The sequence below is a fragment of the Alcaligenes nematophilus genome (assembly GCF_026344155.1).
Taxonomy (GTDB): domain Bacteria; phylum Pseudomonadota; class Gammaproteobacteria; order Burkholderiales; family Burkholderiaceae_B; genus Alcaligenes; species Alcaligenes phenolicus.
The window spans coordinates 318,285-335,694 of record NZ_JAPKMZ010000005.1; the positions used below are offsets into that span (position 1 = coordinate 318,285).

The window sequence follows — 17,410 nt, forward strand, 5'->3', positions numbered from 1 at the left end:
GCAAAACTTTAAAATACAGCGGCGGACTCATAATTCGCTAGCCAAGCACCTGCCAAAAAAGCAGAACATGACAAGGCAGCGCCCCTCCTATTCAAGCAAATAGAAGCAAGCCGTTCTTTTCTTTGGGCCGTGCCATTAACAGCATTGAGCTGCTTCGCCGCCCTACCTAGGCTACGAACGAGCCCCCCCAAGTTGAACCGCGAAGCGCCCTACAACGGATTAGCCCTGAAACCTGACGCTGCACGGCCTTCAACAAAACCCCGTAACCAAAACACCCCAGACTCTGGACTCAGAGTCTGGGGTGTACTTTGTAGCAACTTGCCAAGGCCTGGAGCGCTAAGCAATCAGCGCCAGCCTTGCCTTCTTACATCGTGAAGGAAGAACCGCAGCCGCAGGTAGTCGTGGCATTCGGGTTACGAATCACGAACTGAGCGCCGTCCAGGTCGTCCTTGTAATCAATTTCAGCGCCCACCAGGTATTGAAAGCTCATGGCGTCAACCAGCAGTTGCACGCCATCCTTATCAATAATGGTGTCGTCGTCGTTAACCAGTTCGTCAAAGGTGAAGCCGTACTGGAAGCCGGAACAGCCGCCACCTTGCACGAAGACGCGCAGCTTCAGTTCGGGGCTACCTTCTTCAATCAGGAGCTCACGGACCTTCTCAACCGCTGAATCGGTAAAGATCAGTGGGGAAGGAGGGGCTTGCAGATCAACGGATTCGGTAAGAGTGCTCATGTGGTTCTCCTGCCGGCCCCCGCCGGCATGAATAATTATCATGTGATCGCCTTGCACATGACCACCCGCGGGTAAGGTGATTAGTCTGGCTGGGCGATTTTTTCCTGGCGAGAGGCGCGGATAACGCTTCCTTCCAGGACGTTCAGCGTCAAGGCGGTGGGTTCAAAGCCTGGCGGCAAAGCCAGCCAACCCATGGCGCGCTGAAACTGGTTGAAGTTTAAAACCAAGGGATCGATCTGTTCTACAGACGACTCTGCCAGTACCGAGTCCGGCCCGGAACTGGGTGATAGATCGATTTTAACGTTTTTTCCGTCTTGCCGCCCAGTCAGCTGAAACTGGAGGCGCCCGGAAAAAGCCTTTCCTTCTGGGGCGTTACGTTGCAGCAGTACCTTGTACTCCAGCAAATCACCCCTTTTCGCAACGTCCAGGGCTCGGACAGTAACAGAACCACTGGGACCGGGTGGGAGCAACTGTTCGTAAAAGGCCAACTGTTCGCGCGTCTGCGCCAGTTCGGCCTGGGTAGACGACAAGGACTTTTCCAAACCCTTGCGCGTGCTCTCTTCCAGAACCAGTTGCCCGCGCAGCCCTTCAAATTCACTTTGAATTTGCTGCAGGGATTGCTGGCTACGCGCCAGATTTTGCATGGCCAGCTGTATTTGTTCGGACTGATCGGCCGGTTGAGTCAGGCTGCGGTAAAGCCACAGGCCTCCACCGCCCAACAACACTCCCAGCAATACGGCCAGCCCAATCGTAGTCGCCCCGCCCCGCGAACGGGAAGGAGCGACAGTAGAAGAATTGGTTTGCGGTGATTCAGCCATAAACATTTGACCTGTTCACCAAGACCAAGTTCCCTTTAAGGCAAAATTGCAACGTGATTCAAGCCGGTTTGTTCTGGCAGACCGAACAAGATATTCATGTTCTGCACAGCCTGGCCCGAAGCACCCTTAACCAGATTGTCCTGCACCACCAGAATAATTAGCTGATCGCCATTGCCAGGACGCTGCACGGAAATACGTAGCTGGTTGGAAGCGCGTACCGAGCGGGTTTCTGGCAGAGTACCGGCAGGCAGCACATCTACAAAGGTTTCCTGGGCATAGCGCTGCTCGTACAGGGCCTGAAAGTCTGTATCCATGGCTTCGGGCTTGATACGTGCGTAGATCGTGGAGAACATGCCTCGGATCATGGGCACCAAATGGGGCACAAAGGTCAGACCCACCGGGCCACCAGCCAATCGCTGCAGCTGTTCCACAATTTCCGGATGGTGACGGTGACCCGACACGCCATATGCCTTGAAGTTGTCGCTGGCTTCAGCAAACAAATTGGGAACCGAAGCCCCTTTACCAGCACCGGACACACCGGATTTGCAGTCTGCAATCAGATGCTGGGTATCAACCAGCGCCTTGCCGCCTTCCAGCAAGGGAGCCAGGCCCAACAAGACGGTGGTGGGGTAGCAACCCGGGTTACCAATAACCTTGGCTTGAGCAATCTTGTCGCGCAGCAGCTCTGGCAGGCCATAAGCCGATTGGCTCAGGATGTCCGGGCAACTGTGCTCCATCTTGTACCACTTCTGGAATACGTCCGTATCTTGCAGGCGGAAGTCTGCGGCCAGGTCAATGACGCGCACACCCGCTTCCAGCAGACGTTCGACCTGGCTCATGGCCACGCCATGTGGAGTGGCAAAAAAGACCACGTCACACTGTTCCAGATTGGCATTTTCCGGCGTGGAGAACTTCAGGTCCACATGACCACGCAGGTTCGGATACATATCCGATACCGGCACACCGTCCTCTTTACGCGAGGTAATGGCAACCAGTTCTACCTGGGGGTGCTGACTTAACAGACGCAGCAACTCGACCCCGGTGTAACCTGTACCGCCAACAATCCCTACCTTGATCCGGGTATCGCTATGTGTAGCCATGAACTTTCCTGAAAGAGAGACGAGCAAAAATTCTATCTTAACGTAGTCCTGCCTGTTCTCAAGCACCAGACCGGGCAAAGCAGGACAAATGTAGCCAGCAAACAAAAACCCCGGACGTGTCCGGGGTTTTTGAGCACCATAAACAGGTCGCGAGGCGAATTAACGCTTGCTGAACTGTTTGCGGCGACGTGCTTTGTGCAGACCGACTTTCTTACGCTCAACAGCACGAGCGTCACGAGTCACCAGGCCAGCTTGTTTCAGAGCTGTCTTCAGTGTTTCGTCGTAGTCGATCAGAGCGCGGGTGATGCCGTGACGGGCAGCACCGGCCTGGCCGCTTTCGCCGCCGCCATGCACGTTGATCTTGATGTCGAACGATTCAACATGGTTGGTCAGCACCAGAGGCTGACGCACAATCATGCGACCCGTTTCACGAGCAAAGTATTCGTCAACAGGCTTGCCGTTGACTACGATTTGGCCCGAACCTTTTTTGATGAAGACACGAGCGACGGAGGTCTTGCGACGGCCCGTACCGTAATTCCAGTTACCGATCATGACCTATCCTTAGATGTCCAGAGTTTTAGGCTGTTGAGCACTATGAGGATGCTCGGCACCAGCGTAAACCTTCAGTTTCTTGGCCATGGCGTAGCCCAGAGGGCCTTTTGGCAACATACCCTTGACGGCCTTTTCGATGGCACGGCCTGGGAAGCGCTCTTGCATGGTTTGGAAGTTGGTTTCGTAAATACCGCCTGGGTAGTTCGAGTGACGATAGTACTTCTTATCCTGTGCCTTGTTACCGGTCACGGCAATGTCAGCAGCGTTGATGATAATGATGTAATCGCCGGTATCAACGTGAGGGGTATATTCGGGTTTGTGCTTACCACGCAAACGGCGTGCGACTTCGCTGGCCACACGACCAAGGACTTTGCCTTTAGCGTCAATCACAAACCAGTCACGTTTGACTTCAAGCGGCTTGGCCACGAAGGTCTTCATGATGGTTCCTAAATATTAAAATTCTGGGTCAAAGCAACATGCCTGGCCCATACAATCCACCCGCTTTTTCAAGCCGGGCAGCTCTACCTGACCCTGCCAAGGCGTTATATTCCGCCCGTGCATTTCTGCCAAATAGCTCGCCATAATAACATAAATAGTGGATAACACTAGGGTTTTGCACAAAAACACAGGTTTTTTGCCACAAACAGGAGCTCTCTCATAGAGGGGAAGCCCATAAAAAACCCCTGCTTTCCAAGTGGAAAACAGGGGTTAACAAGACTGGCCTGTGGAACCGGAGCAGACTGCCCTGCCCGGTCCCAACTACAGAGATCAGCCTTTTTTCTGGTTTGCCAGAGCAATGCCCAGGTAGTTGTCGTAAGAGCCTTCGGCCACACGGAACCAAGGCACAATCGCGTCACGGAAGCCCATGTAGTCGTCGTGAATCTTCTTGAACATGGGATCCTTGTCGCAGAATTCCTTGTACAGAATGTTGGAGGTCTTGAAGGACTCGTCCATCACGTCGCGCGGGAAGGATTTCAGGACAGCTCCGCTGGCGATCAGGCGACGCAGTGCGCCTGGGCTTTGGGCATCGTACTGACAAATCATGCGCTCGCCCGCAGCACGCGAAGCAATTTCAATCAGGGACTGGTATTGCTTGGGCAGTGCATTGAAAGCAGCGTCGTTCACGTACAGCGAAACCTGGGCCGAACCTTCCCACCAACCGGGATAGTAGTAATACTTGGCCACTTTCTGGAAGCCCAATTTTTCGTCATCCACAGGACCGACGAATTCCACAGCGTCCAGCGTGCCTTTTTCCAGCGATGGGTAAATATCGCCTGGTGGCACTTGCTGAGGCACCACGCCCATGCGGGCTAGCACTTCGCCAGCAAAACCGGCCGTACGCATCTTCAGACCTTTCAGGTCTTCCAGAGAGTTGATTTCCTTGCGGTACCAACCACCCATCTGGGTACCCGTGTTACCGAAAGCGAAGTTGACGATGTTGCGAGTGGCAAACAACTCACGCAGCAGCTTGGTACCGTTGCCTTCCTGCATCCAGGCATTCATTTGACGAGCATTCAGACCAAATGGCACCGCTGTGTCAAAGCTGAAAGAAGGATCTTTACCGTAGTAGTAATACGAGGCCGTCTGGCCGCATTCCACCGTGCCATTGCTAACAGCGTCCATCACACCAAAACCGGGGACGATTTCACCAGCAGGATACAGACGAATGTTGAAGTTGCCGTCAGAGGCCTCTTCCACCATCTTGCAAAACGACTGGGCTGTCGAAAACAGAGCCGGGGTAGCGGGACCGTAAGTCGATGTCAGCTTCCAATTAACCTTGGGATTGCTTTGGGCAATAGCAGGAGCAGCAATAGCGGCGGTACTGGCTACGGCGCCAAGACCTGCCTTTTTCAGAAACGAGCGACGCTGCATGAATAACCTCCTTGTGGGTATTCGGTAACTGGGAAATATTTTTATGCTATGGATAGTACACTGGCGCGCCCCGAATGGGGGGCTGGGAAAGCCCGGATTATCCCGCAAATCCGGCCCTATATTGTCGGGTCTTTGATCTGAAACACCTGAAGGATGCTCCATAGAGAACGGCCTGAGTCGGAAGCAATGCCGAACTCAGGCCGTAAACATCTGTTTATTGAGCGCCCTCTTGCCCGTGGCAAGACATAAGGGGCTAAACCGGTTTTCCAGACAGCAGAAATCAGGAACCGGCCACCGACATCTGCTCGATCAGGATGGAACCCGTACGCTTGGAGCCAGCCGCAAAGGTATCAGCACCCACGGCCACAATCTGCGCGAACATCTCGGCCAGATTGCCCGCAATCGTTACTTCTTCCACGGCGTGCTGAATGCGGCCGTTTTCCACCCAATAGCCGAAGGCACCACGCGAGTAGTCGCCGGTCAGGTAATTGATACCCTGGCCGATCAGCTCGGTTACCAGCAGACCACGGTCCATTTTCTTCAACATGGCATCCAGGTCGTCCTCGGGACGAGTCAGGCGCGAGCTCAGCAGCAAATTGTGCGAACCACCGGCATTCCCCGTAGAAGGCATGCCCAGTTTGCGGCCTGCGTAGGAAGACAGAAAATAGCCTTTCAGCTCGCCGCCACGCACCACATCACGGTCGCAGGTACGCACCCCTTCCGAGTCAAACGGTGCACTGCCCATGGCGGCAGCCAGATGCGGACGCTCCAGCACGTCAATGTGCTTGGCCATGACGGACTTGCCCAAAGAATCCAGCAGGAAGCTGGTTTTGCGATACAGGGCCGAGCCACTGGTGGCCTGCACCAGAGAGCCGATCAAGCCCACAGCCAGCGGGGCTTCAAACAACACCGGATAGCGGCCGGTCGGGATACGGCGGGCCGACAGGCGCGACAAAGTGCGCTCGGCCGCATAACGCCCAACCGACTCGGGGCTGGCCAGGCGGGAAGGGTCACGCGAGCTGCTGTACCAGTAGTCGCGGTGCATATTGTCGCCCTTGCCGGCAATGGGGCTGACGCTGAGCGAGTGACGGCTATAGGGGTAGCCCCCCAGAAAGCCGCGGCTGTTACCCATCACAAAATGCCCTTCCAGCGTATCGACCGACGCGCCTTCGGAATTGCTGATCAGAGGACTCAACTCCAGCGCAGCCTGCTCGGCACGAATCGCCAGTTTGGCGGCCTGATCCGCGTCCAGCAGCCAGGGATGATGCAGGTGCAGATCGGGATAGCTTTGCGCCAGCATGTCTTTTTCAGGCAGCCCGGCAAAAGGATCTTCAGCGGTGTAGCGGGCAATATGCCAGGCGGCTTCTACCGTTTCACGCAGCGCCTTGATCGAAAAGTCCGACGTGGAGGCCGAGCCACTGCGCTGGCCTGCAAACACGGTCACACCCAAGGAGCGGTCCTGCGTCTGCTCTACCGTTTCCAGTTCCATCTGGCGCACGGAGACGGCCAGACCTTTGTTTTCTGAAATATCGACGGCAGCATCACTGGCGCCCAGTTTTTTGGCATGCCGCAGCGCTTCATCCACCAATTCACAAAACTGGAACTGATTGGCGCTGATCGACAATTGGGAAATAGTTGGATGACTCATTGCTACTCTTTGAGGGTTAGGCGGTTATCATAGCCAATTGGCGACAATCTTTGCTATTTCACTTCTTATGGCCCGTCCACGCACTGAAATCGATGAAAACGGTTACGACCGCCCCAGCAAATCGCAGGTAAAACGCGAAATGCACGCTCTGCTCGACCTGGGCAAACGCCTGATTGAGCTCTCGGACGACCGACTCAAACAACTTGATCTGGGCGAGCCCTTGATGGCTGCCATCAAGGATGCCAAGCGCATCAGCCCGACGGCCCGCGAAGGACGCCGCCGTCAAATCCACTACGTGGGCAAGCTGATGCGCAATGTGGAACCCGAACCGATCCTGAAACAACTGGACGTCTGGGAAAACGGCTCCAAGGAAGACACCCGTGCCATGCACAGGCTGGAAGCGCTACGCGACCTGTTGTTGCGTGATGACGACGCTCTGACCGAATTCATGAATGAATTTTCCGGCGCCGATATCCAGCAATTGCGCACCCTGATTCGTGCCGCACGCAAAGAAGCCGAGAAAAATTCCACATTGGTACAAGGCCAGGACCCACAGCGCAAGCACTACCGCGCCCTGTACCAGTACATCAAGACCTTGGTAGATCTTTCGGAGTCCGCATGAACCCTCTGCTTGAGTCGATTGAGATTGAAACCGGTGCCAACCCTCAGCACGCTGTTATCTGGCTGCATGGCTTAGGCGCTGACGGCCACGATTTCGCCCCTATCGTGCCAGAGCTGGGCCTGCAAAACGCCCCCGCTATTCGTTTCATTTTCCCGCACGCCCCCATCCAGCCCGTCACCATTAACGGCGGCATGGCCATGCGTTCCTGGTACGACATTTATGTGGCGGACCTGGTGCGCCACGAGGACGAAAGCGGCCTGCGCCAATCGCAGATCGAAGTGCAGAACCTGATTGCCCGCGAAAACGCTCGCGGCATTCCCACGGAAAATATTGTTCTGGCCGGTTTCTCGCAAGGCTGTGCCATGACGCTGCAAACCGGCTTGCGCTTGCCAGAGCGTCTGGCTGGCATGCTCTGCCTGTCCGGTTACCTGCCTTTGGCGGCAGCGGTGGAAAAAGAACGTCATCAGGCCAATCAGAACACGCCTATATTCATGGCGCATGGCAGCATGGACCCGGTCGTGCCTCTGACACGTGCCGAAGCCAGCCGTCAGCAACTGGAAGCCATGGGCTATCAGGTGCAATGGAATGTCTACCCCATGCCCCACGCTGTTTGCCCGGAAGAAATCAGCGCGATTGGCCAGTTTCTGAAGCAGGTACTGAAATAGGCTTCACGTCTGCCTGAGCCAATTGCTGGCGGTCAGGCCACATGCAGGAAAAACGCCACTGGATACCAGTGGCGTTTTTTTATGGACTAATACAAGCTGAGCATCAGTCCGAGCGACGGGTCTCACCCAGATCCAGCCAGACACGACGCATGCTGGGGTCTTCCGGGTCCGCATCGTTCTGAAAGCCCAGACGCTTCATCAAGGCTTGCATAGGCGCATTGGAGGCCAGCACATAGCCGTCGATGTAGGTCAGCCCCTGCTCGGCGGCAGCCTGTATCAGCGCCTCCATCAGGATGACTCCCAGACCACGCCGCTGCCAGGCATCCCCGATAACCAGGGCATATTCTGCCCCCCGGCCATCACCATTACGAAGATAGTGGGCAAAGCCAATAATCTCGTCACGGGGATGGTTACGGTTATCTGGATTGGGCGAACGCACGGTAGCGATCAGCGCCAGCTCCCGGTCGTAGTCGATACGGGTGTAGCGCGACAACATGCGTGGAGTCAGTTCTCGCAGCATGGACACAAAGCGCATGTAGCGACTTTCATCCGACAAGCCACGCATAAAGGTCTGCAAGGCCTCGGCGTCCTCGGGACGTATAGGGCGCAAGGTCCAGCGCTGCCCATCCTTGAACTGACGCCGCTCAATCATGTGACGCGGATAGGGATGAATCGCCATGTGGCGATAGCCAGCCGTTTCAGGCAGTACCAGCATGGACTGCTTGCTCAGGGAAATGGAAATGCTCTTGATGTACAGGCTATTCTCGCCCGCCATGATGGGGTCCAGCACCACACGGCGCACGCCGGGCAACTCGCTCATCAAATCCGAAAGGCGCTCCAGCACCTGCAACAGCTGCGTCAATACCAAAGGCGTCAATTGCGAGGACAAGCTCTTGCGCCACAAGGGACTACGCTCCACCAACTGGCGCGCCAGATAGCGGTTCAGCGGTGGCAGTTCTACCGCCGGATAGGATGAGGAAAGCCAATCCGCGTGATCGGCCCCACCAAAGACAGCGTAAGGGCCCAACTTGTCATCGGTCTCAAAACGCAGACCCATGGGCGGAACATCGGGATCAGGCTCTCCCTGATCGTGCGTCACGCGCAAGTCCACCACAGGCACGTGGAAGTAGCGCAGCAAATCACGACACTCCTGCTCACTGGCCTCGCGTCGCTCGCTTTGAATCTGGCGCACCAGTTCGCGAGCGGGTTCTACCTCTGGCAAGGTGCCCAGCGGCAAAGGTGGCAAGGTTTGCTGCGACAAGTGCTGGTTATAGTGATAGCGAGCCAGCAGGTCAAAGGCATTGGCCGCCGTGTCCGGGGTACGGAACGCCGGTGTCCCCACCCCATCCAGCAGGTGACGCAGGGGCCGCATATCCGCATCCCCAATCAAGCAGGTAATGATGGGCTTGCGAGCACTGGCCGACAACATGGCCAACTCACGCGATACCGCCGGCATATCGGCCAAAGGGTCCGGGGTCAACAAGACCAGCACCCCGTCGATATCCTTATCGTCCAGCAAGGTAGAAATGACCGAGTCGATGCGCATGGGCGTCAGTGGTACATAAGTGACCACCGGGTTCTGAACCTGGTCGCCAGGAGCCAGCAGATTATCCAGCGCCCGCTGGGTAGAGGGCGATAGCTCCGGGCAGGTCACCGCGGCATCCGAACCCAGTACATCCAAAGCCATCTGCGCGGCCCCATTCCCATTGGAGAACAAAGCAATACGCCGCCCTTTGGGACGGCGGGTGTAAACCAGCACTTTCAGGGCCGAGAACAGCTGCACAAAATAACGAATGCGCACCGCCCCCACACGCCGCATCAAGGCATTGAAGACCGCCTCGTGGGCCTCGCCCTGCTGACGCTGACCGCCTACTTTCAGGACCACCACAGGTTTGACGGCCGCCACGGCGTGCAAGGCACTGGTGAAACGACGAGAAGCAGGTGTGTGCTCCAGGTACAGCGCAATACTGTCCGTGCGCGGGTCCATGGCCAGATATTCAAGCACCTCGGGCACGTCGATAACGGCCTCGTCCCCGACCGACACAATGGCAGAGAAACCCAGGCTGACATCCTCAGCCCAGTCCATCAAGGCCGAGGTAATGGAGCGCGACTGAGACACCAAGGCCACACGGCCCGCCAGAGCCATTTGCGGCTCGTGACTTAAATTGATGCCCAGATGCGGCCGTTGTATCCCGAAGGCACGCGGCCCCAGCACCAGACAATTATTGATACGGGCCCAGGAGCGCGCATACACCATGTCTTCCATAGGATCGCGGGAGGCCAGATTGGAGGGCAGCAACAGAACCACACGTGGCTTATGCACCCGGATGGCATCCAGGGCCTGTGGCAAACGCACCGGCTCGATACACACCAGCGCCAGATCCAGGCGCTGTGTATCGGTCAATCCTTCCAGACGATCGGGCACCAGCACTTGCGTGGCTGTAATCCGTGCCTGCGTGATCCGCCCAGCCAATCGGGCTGGCATCTCGTTGATCAGGGGCAAAGGCAAGGTGGACACGACCAACACCGAACGGGGCTCAAACAATGCTGTCAGACGATGCCTTAGGGCTGCCATGATTGTTCCGCCATAAGAAAACCACACACCAAAATAATGAATTCTCCCATCTTAAGCACAGCCGTCTACAAATAAAAGAGACTTGGCTGGCTATCTCTGTCTTGCATCATGCAGCCGGTTTTTATCCTGTGGCGGGCCATTCATATACTTTCGTATAGCAACCATACGCCAATGCCTGGGCAAAACGGGCGCAAAGCCAGTCGCAAAGCGGCTTGCAGGTCGTAAAATAACACCCGTTCGGAAAGCAGGACCTTTCGTTCTCTCTGACAGGAAAAAACACACTATGTCCAGCGAAGACAGTCGAAGAAAGATGCTGCACAGGCCCCTCAGACGCTACTGACCCACCGGGTTGTCTGCTGATGTGGCTTGCGCAGCACGATCAGGAGTCAACCATGCACCGCATTATTCATACTGGACCGATCCGGGCCCTGACCTCGTCGGGTTCGCATCTTGCCACACCTTGCCCTCGCGAGCGCGCTGTTCCTGGCCGCCGCCCCGCTATTGCCTGGCGTATCAACACGGCCAGTCGCAAACCAGAAATTCACTGGATTGCAGACAGTGACAAACCACCCTCAGCGCGAGTGTGGCGCTGCACCTTGCCCAGCCACTAAACGCTGGCCTGACGCTTACTAAATCCGCTTGTTCTTATCTTTAGTTTGCCGACTCTCAAACCGGTCGGCAGGACCTGCTGTGTCCATCTCTTGGGATGGACAGCACCGTCACGCCTGTACACCAGGAGCATTACATGAGCATTCAACAACATCGTCCGCCACTGCGCTCAGCGGACTACGACGCCAAGCTGCGCACGGCCACCGAAACCGGGCTTAGCCTGGAGACGACCCTGGCCTCTGTACAAGCCAATCTGAATGGCCTGACCGACGCCGAAGCCTTGAGCCGCCTGACCGAATACGGCCCTAACGAGGTCGCCCGGGACAAGCCCGCCCACGCCCTGATTCAATTGGCGCTGGCCTTTAAAAATCCCTTTATTGCGGTCCTGATGGTGCTGGCCGCCGTCAGCGCTGTCACCGACATCATCTTGCCCATGCGCTCGGGCGAAGACGTGGACTACACCGGCGTGCTGATTATTGTGGTCATGGTCACCTTGAGCGGCCTGCTGCGTTTCTGGCAGGAGTACCGTTCCGGCAAAGCTGCCCAGGCTCTGAAAGCCATGGTTCGTACCACCGCCAGCGTACAACGACGCTCTACCGTGTCCAGCGCTACGGTCATGCGCGAAATCCCCATGAGCCAGATCGTGCCCGGCGATATTGTGCGCCTGTCGGCTGGGGACATGATCCCGGCAGACCTGCGCCTGATAGAGTCCCGCGACTTGTTCGTCAGCCAGGCCGCCCTGACAGGTGAAGCCCTGCCTGTTGAAAAGTACGATGTCTTTAGCGCCGTCAGCAGCAAGAGTGCCTCTGCTTCCAGTTCCCAGGCTGGTGTGCTGGAACAGAACAATATGTGCTTTATGGGCACCAACGTGGTCAGCGGTACGGCCACGGCAGTGGTTGTGGCCACCGGTGCCAAGACCTATTTCGGCTCGCTGGCCAAAGCCATTGTCGGCTCGCGCGCCGAAACTTCTTTTGACCGGGGCGTTAACAGCGTCAGCTGGCTGCTGATTCGCTTCATGCTGGTCATGGTGCCCATCGTGCTGCTGATCAACGGTTTCTCCAAAGGCGACTGGACCGAAGCCTTCCTGTTCGCACTGGCCGTTGCCGTCGGTTTGACCCCTGAAATGCTGCCCATGATTGTGTCCTCCAACCTGGCCAAGGGCGCGGTGGCCATGGCCAAGAACAAGGTGGTGGTCAAACGTCTGAACGCGATCCAGAACTTTGGTGCCATGGACGTGCTGTGTACCGACAAGACCGGCACCCTGACACAAGATCGCATCATTCTGGAACACCATCTGGGTCTGGATGATCGCAACAGCCCCCGCATTCTGGAACTGGCTCTGCTCAACAGCCTGCACCAAAGCGGCGTGAAGAACCTGATGGATCAGGCGGTACTGCGCTTTGCAGAAAAGACACCCTCTGCCCTGCAAGCCATCGGCTCCTACCGCAAGATCGACGAACTGCCTTTTGATTTTGTGCGTCGTCGCCTATCAGTTGTCGTGCAAAATCCGCAAGGCGAGCAGCTCATGGTCTGCAAGGGGGCGGTGGAGGAAATGCTCAGCATTGCCACCCACGTACAAGACGGTGACCAGCGCTTGCCACTGGATACCGAGCAACGTGCCCGTTTGCTGAAAATGGCTTACCGCTACAACTCGGACGGCTTCCGTGTCTTGCTGATTGCCACTCGCAGTATTTCCATCGAGCAGGCCAAGAGCCGTTACGAAGCCCAGGATGAACGCGAGATGACGGTACAAGGCTTGCTGACCTTCCTGGACCCACCCAAGGAAAGTGCTGCCCAAGCCATTGCCGCCCTGACCGAACACGGTGTAGCCGTGAAAGTGCTGACCGGCGATAACGAAATCATTACCGCGAAAATCTGCCGTGAAGTGGGCCTGGAGCCCGGCAAGCCTTTGCTCGGACCTGAAATCGAGCTGATGCAAGACCCCGATCTGCGTTGCGCTGTCGAACGTCACTCGGTTTTTGCCAAGCTCACTCCCCTGCAAAAATCGCGTGTGCTCAAAGCGCTACAGGCCAATGGTCACACCGTCGGTTTTCTGGGGGATGGCATCAACGACGCCCCCGCCCTGCGCGATGCCGACGTGGGGATTTCGGTGGATAGCGGCACGGATATTGCCAAGGAATCGGCAGACATCATCCTGCTGGAAAAGAACCTGCTGGTTCTGGAAGAAGGTGTGATCAAAGGCCGCGAGACCTTTGGCAACATCATCAAGTACCTGAACATGACAGCCAGCTCCAACTTTGGCAATGTGTTCTCGGTGCTGGTGGCCAGTGCTTTCATCCCCTTTCTGCCCATGTTGGCCATCCACTTGCTGATTCAGAACCTGCTCTACGATATCTCCCAGCTGGCTTTGCCCTGGGACCGCATGGACAAGGATTTTCTACGCAAACCGCGTAAATGGGATGCCAAGAATATTGGCCGCTTCATGATCTGGATTGGCCCGACCTCATCCATCTTCGACATCACCACCTTTGTCCTGATGTGGTACGTGTTTGGCGCCAATACGCCTGAACTGCAATCGCTGTTCCAGTCCGGCTGGTTTATTGAAGGCTTGCTCTCGCAGACACTGGTTGTTCACATGCTGCGTACCCAAAAGATCCCCTTCATCCAAAGCACCGCAGCCCTGCCTGTGATGCTGATGACCTTCCTGATTGCCGCTATTGGTATTTATCTGCCCTTCTCGGGCGTCGGTGCACTGGTTGGCCTGCAGCCTTTGCCTTGGGAATACTTCCCATGGCTGGTCGGCACCTTGCTGGCTTACTGCCTGGTCGCACAGGGTATGAAAATGCTGTACATCCGCCGCTTTGGCCAGTGGTTCTAAGTCGGACAGGCCTGGGCTCCCGGAACTCCTTCCGGGGGCCCAGGCCTTAACGCACCTTCTGAAAGAACCTCGGGTATATGATGGCCACACGACAGACACCATCCTGCAGCCTGGCCCATACACGAAAGATATGACACCACCCCTTCGCTTCCTATCGAGCAAAACCTACCGAGCCTTGGCCCTGACCGGCATCTGTATTTTGATGGCGCTGGTCTTCATTGCCGATACCGTCACCAACTACGCTATCGCCGCTGCGGTCTTTCACACCCCGCTGCTGCTGATAGCGATTCGTTTTCTGTCGGCACGGCAAGTTGTTGCCCTGACTACCATCAGCATGGTGCTGACCGTGGTCAGTTTTCTGCTGACCCGCTCGGGCGACTACGACGTGGGCCTGGTCAATACCGGCATCAGTATTATTGCCATCGCGATCACCTCCTATCTGGGGCTGAAGCTCAAGTCTGTACAGGCAGCGGCTCATGAGACACGCGAGCATTTGCTGCGACTGTCCCGTTTGACTACCCTGGGCCAGCTCAGCACCTCGATTGCCCATGAAGTCAGCCAGCCTTTGGCCGCCATCAACAGCAGCGCGGGCGCCTGTCAGCGCTGGCTGGAAGCCTCGCCCCCTAATGTCGAGAAGGCACAGGCTGCCGCGCAGCGTATTGTGTACGACGCCCAGCGCGCCAAGGATGTGCTGGATCGGGTACGCAGCATTACCCGTAACGAAGCCCCCACCAGCAGCGCGTTTGATTTGAATCTGGCTCTGACCGAACTGCTTAGCCTGTCCGGTGGCGAGATGCGACGTCAGCATATTGATCTGCGTCTGGCCTTGCAGTCCGATCTGCCCCAGGTCTTTGCCGACCGGGTTCAGATTCAGCAGGTGATGGCCAATTTGCTGCTCAATGCCATCGAAGCCCTATCCCCTCCCTCGGACTATCATGCGGCTCATATCACCATAGAAACCAGCGTTTTGCCCGGCGACAAGCCGCAAGCCAACAAGGTGCTGTTTTCCATCAAGGATAATGGTCCCGGCTTGTCGGGCACGCAGCTGTCCCAATTGTTTGATACCTTCTGGACCACCAAGGCAAGCGGCCTGGGTCTGGGTCTGACCATCAGCCGCACCATTATTGATGCCAATAACGGCCATATCTGGGCCACTGACCAAGCCGATGGTGGTGCTGCCTTTCATTTCACCTTACCTTTGGCGCCATGACAGAAAATCTGGATTCCTCTCTGAACACGCCCACCGTCTACATCATTGATGATGACCCGTCCGTTCGCGCTGCCCTGGACGATTTGCTGGCCAGCGTAGGCTTGAACGCGCTGAGCTTTGCTTCTACGCGGGACTTTCTGGCGCATCCCTTATCTGACGCCCCTGCCTGTCTGGTGCTGGATGTGCGCATGCCCGAGCAAAGCGGCACGGATTTTCATTTGCAGATGGAGTCGCGCGGGCTGCATATGCCGGTCATCTTTATTACTGGTCACGGCGATATTCATATGGCGGTCAAGGCCATCAAGCATGGTGCCTGGGATTTTCTGACCAAGCCTTTTGTAGATCAGGCCCTGATTGATGCCGTGCAGTCGGCTCTGGCTGCTGATGCGCAGCGCAAGGAAGAAGCCAGAACCCGGCTGACTTTGCAGCAACGCTGGGACAGCCTGAACGCCGGCGAGCGCGATGTCTTTGAGCGGGTGGTGCAAGGCCTGCTGAACAAACAGATCGCGGCCGAGCTGGATGTGAAGGAAGTGACGGTCAAAGTTCGCCGCGCCCGCGTGATGCAAAAAATGCAAGCCGGGTCGCTGGCGGAACTGGTGCGCCAGTTCGATCAACTCAATACAGAAAGCGGCCATTAGGACAGTTCTACGCGGCGGTTCTTTCCTAGTTGGCGTGCTGGGTTAAAATACGCAGATTCGGTCCCGTATGCGGGCTTCCCAAGGTCAAGGCCACACACAAGTTATGAGCACGTCTACTTCCAACGTCATCCGCACCCGTTTTGCCCCCTCGCCCACTGGTTATCTGCACCTGGGCGGCGCGCGCACTGCACTGTTCTCCTGGGCCTTTGCCCGTCATCATCAAGGCACTTTTGTGCTGCGTATTGAGGATACGGATCTGGAGCGTTCCACCCCCGAGGCGGTGCAAGGCATTCTGGATGGTATGCAATGGTTGGGCCTGGATGCGGACGAAGGTCCGTTCTACCAGATGCAGCGCATGGATCGTTACCGCGAGGTCATCGCCCAGCTGCTGAAAGACGGCCATGCTTACTACTGCTACAGCAGCCCCGAGGAAGTGGAAGCCATGCGCGAAAAAGCGCGTGTTCAGGGTTTGAAGCCTCGTTATGACGGTACCTGGCGTCCTGAGGCTGGCAAGCAATTGCCTGCCATCCCGGCTGATCGCAAGCCTGTAGTTCGTTTCAAGAGCCCCCAGTCCGGCGCAACCAGCTGGGACGATATGGTGAAGGGCCGCATCAGCTTTGATAACAGCGAGCTGGACGATCTGGTCATTGCCCGCCCGGATGGCACGCCTACATACAACTTCTGCGTGGTGGTGGACGATTGGGACATGGCGATCACTCATGTGATTCGCGGTGACGATCACGTGAACAACACGCCACGTCAAATTGTGATTTTGCAGGCTTTGGGCGCGACTTTGCCTGAGTACGGTCACGTACCCATGATTCTGGGCCCTGATGGCGAGAAGCTGTCCAAGCGTCATGGTGCGGTCAGCATCATGGATTACGACAAGGACGGTTATCTGCCTGAAGCCATGATCAATTACCTGGCCCGTTTGGGCTGGAGTCATGGTGATGACGAGCTGTTCACTCGCGAGCAGTTGGTAGAGTGGTTTGATACGCGCAGTCTGAGCAAGTCGGCTTCGCAGTGGGATCCCAAGAAGTTGAACTGGGTGAACGCCCATTACATCAAGGCCAGTGACAATGCGGATCTGGCCGAGCGTGTGGCTCCCCGTATTGAGGCCTTGGGTGGCAAGACGGATGGTCAGGATTTGCCCGGCATCATGGGTTTGTTGAAAGACCGTGCCGAGACTTTGAATCAGCTGGCTGAAGGTGCTTTGCTGTTCTGCCGTCCTTTCGAGCCCGCCAGCGATGAGCTGATGGCCGAGGTGTTGACACCGGAAGCGCGTGTTTTGCTGCGTGATTTTGCCAGCAAGGCGATTAGCTTGCCGCAGTGGAATACGGAGAATCTGGCTGCTTTGATCAAGCAGGTTCTGGCGGATCACGAGGTGAAAATGCCCAAGCTGGCGATTCCTTTGCGCGTGGCAGTGACAGGACAGAAGCAGACGCCTGCGGTGGATGCGGTGCTGGCTTTGGTTGGACGCGACAAGGTGTTGGGACGTTTGGCTGGGCTGTAAGCATTATTGCTAAGCA

General features: G+C 56.6%; 15 protein-coding genes. 7 read left to right on the forward strand and 8 right to left on the reverse strand.

The genetic code is table 11. From position 1 onward, the window contains the following. Positions 1-364 precede the first annotated feature (364 nt). From erpA to pmbA, 7 genes are all read right to left on the reverse strand, one after another. Positions 365-733, reverse strand: a complete 369-nt coding sequence (erpA, locus tag OSH04_RS15230; protein ID WP_003801826.1) for an iron-sulfur cluster insertion protein ErpA — start codon at positions 731-733, stop codon at positions 365-367. Positions 734-813: 80 nt separating this feature from the next. Beyond that, positions 814-1,551, reverse strand: coding sequence for a DUF6776 family protein (locus OSH04_RS15235; RefSeq protein ID WP_143241235.1), 738 nt, complete (start codon positions 1,549-1,551; stop codon positions 814-816). A gap of 35 nt (positions 1,552-1,586) precedes the next feature. Next, positions 1,587-2,651: an N-acetyl-gamma-glutamyl-phosphate reductase gene (argC, locus tag OSH04_RS15240; protein WP_026484384.1), complete on the reverse strand. Its 1,065-nt coding sequence runs from the start codon at positions 2,649-2,651 to the stop codon at positions 1,587-1,589. Between the two features lie 159 nt (positions 2,652-2,810). Beyond that, the gene (rpsI, locus tag OSH04_RS15245; protein ID WP_026484385.1) at positions 2,811-3,203 is read right to left on the reverse strand and encodes a 30S ribosomal protein S9; all 393 of its coding nucleotides are present in this window, start codon (positions 3,201-3,203) and stop codon (positions 2,811-2,813) included. Positions 3,204-3,212: 9 nt separating this feature from the next. Next, the gene (gene rplM, locus OSH04_RS15250) at positions 3,213-3,641 is read right to left on the reverse strand and encodes a 50S ribosomal protein L13 (protein WP_003801836.1); all 429 of its coding nucleotides are present in this window, start codon (positions 3,639-3,641) and stop codon (positions 3,213-3,215) included. Positions 3,642-3,971: 330 nt separating this feature from the next. After that, positions 3,972-5,075, reverse strand: coding sequence for a TRAP transporter substrate-binding protein (locus OSH04_RS15255; protein WP_026484386.1), 1,104 nt, complete (start codon positions 5,073-5,075; stop codon positions 3,972-3,974). A 280-nt stretch (positions 5,076-5,355) separates the two neighbouring features. Further along, a complete protein-coding gene (gene pmbA, locus OSH04_RS15260) occupies positions 5,356-6,723 on the reverse strand; it encodes a metalloprotease PmbA (RefSeq protein WP_026484387.1) in 1,368 nt (455 codons plus the stop codon). Between the two features lie 67 nt (positions 6,724-6,790). On the opposite strand from pmbA, the gene yjgA reads away from it, so the two are divergent. Both yjgA and OSH04_RS15270 read left to right on the forward strand, forming a co-directional pair. Then, entirely contained in the window at positions 6,791-7,345 is a 555-nt protein-coding gene (yjgA, locus tag OSH04_RS15265; RefSeq protein ID WP_009460660.1) for a ribosome biogenesis factor YjgA, read from the forward strand. After that, the gene (locus OSH04_RS15270; RefSeq protein ID WP_035270496.1) at positions 7,342-8,010 is read left to right on the forward strand and encodes an alpha/beta hydrolase; all 669 of its coding nucleotides are present in this window, start codon (positions 7,342-7,344) and stop codon (positions 8,008-8,010) included. The genes yjgA and OSH04_RS15270 overlap by 4 nt, the downstream gene beginning before the upstream one ends. A gap of 103 nt (positions 8,011-8,113) precedes the next feature. On the opposite strand, the gene OSH04_RS15275 is transcribed toward OSH04_RS15270, so the two are convergent. After that, positions 8,114-10,585, reverse strand: coding sequence for a bifunctional acetate--CoA ligase family protein/GNAT family N-acetyltransferase (locus OSH04_RS15275; RefSeq protein WP_026484390.1), 2,472 nt, complete (start codon positions 10,583-10,585; stop codon positions 8,114-8,116). A 392-nt stretch (positions 10,586-10,977) separates the two neighbouring features. On the opposite strand from OSH04_RS15275, the gene OSH04_RS15280 reads away from it, so the two are divergent. The 5 genes from OSH04_RS15280 to gltX all read left to right on the forward strand — a co-directional run bounded on the left by OSH04_RS15280 (position 10,978) and on the right by gltX (position 17,394). Continuing rightward, positions 10,978-11,196, forward strand: a complete 219-nt coding sequence (locus OSH04_RS15280) for a hypothetical protein (RefSeq protein ID WP_009460652.1) — start codon at positions 10,978-10,980, stop codon at positions 11,194-11,196. A gap of 134 nt (positions 11,197-11,330) precedes the next feature. Continuing rightward, positions 11,331-14,033, forward strand: a complete 2,703-nt coding sequence (gene mgtA, locus OSH04_RS15285; RefSeq protein WP_060186671.1) for a magnesium-translocating P-type ATPase — start codon at positions 11,331-11,333, stop codon at positions 14,031-14,033. A 130-nt stretch (positions 14,034-14,163) separates the two neighbouring features. After that, the gene (locus tag OSH04_RS15290; protein ID WP_035270490.1) at positions 14,164-15,243 is read left to right on the forward strand and encodes a sensor histidine kinase; all 1,080 of its coding nucleotides are present in this window, start codon (positions 14,164-14,166) and stop codon (positions 15,241-15,243) included. Continuing rightward, positions 15,240-15,881, forward strand: a complete 642-nt coding sequence (locus tag OSH04_RS15295; RefSeq protein ID WP_009460643.1) for a response regulator transcription factor — start codon at positions 15,240-15,242, stop codon at positions 15,879-15,881. Before OSH04_RS15290 ends, OSH04_RS15295 begins: the two co-directional genes overlap by 4 nt. 103 nt (positions 15,882-15,984) lie before the next feature. Beyond that, the gene (gene gltX, locus OSH04_RS15300; protein WP_009460641.1) at positions 15,985-17,394 is read left to right on the forward strand and encodes a glutamate--tRNA ligase; all 1,410 of its coding nucleotides are present in this window, start codon (positions 15,985-15,987) and stop codon (positions 17,392-17,394) included. Positions 17,395-17,410: the final 16 nt, after the last annotated feature.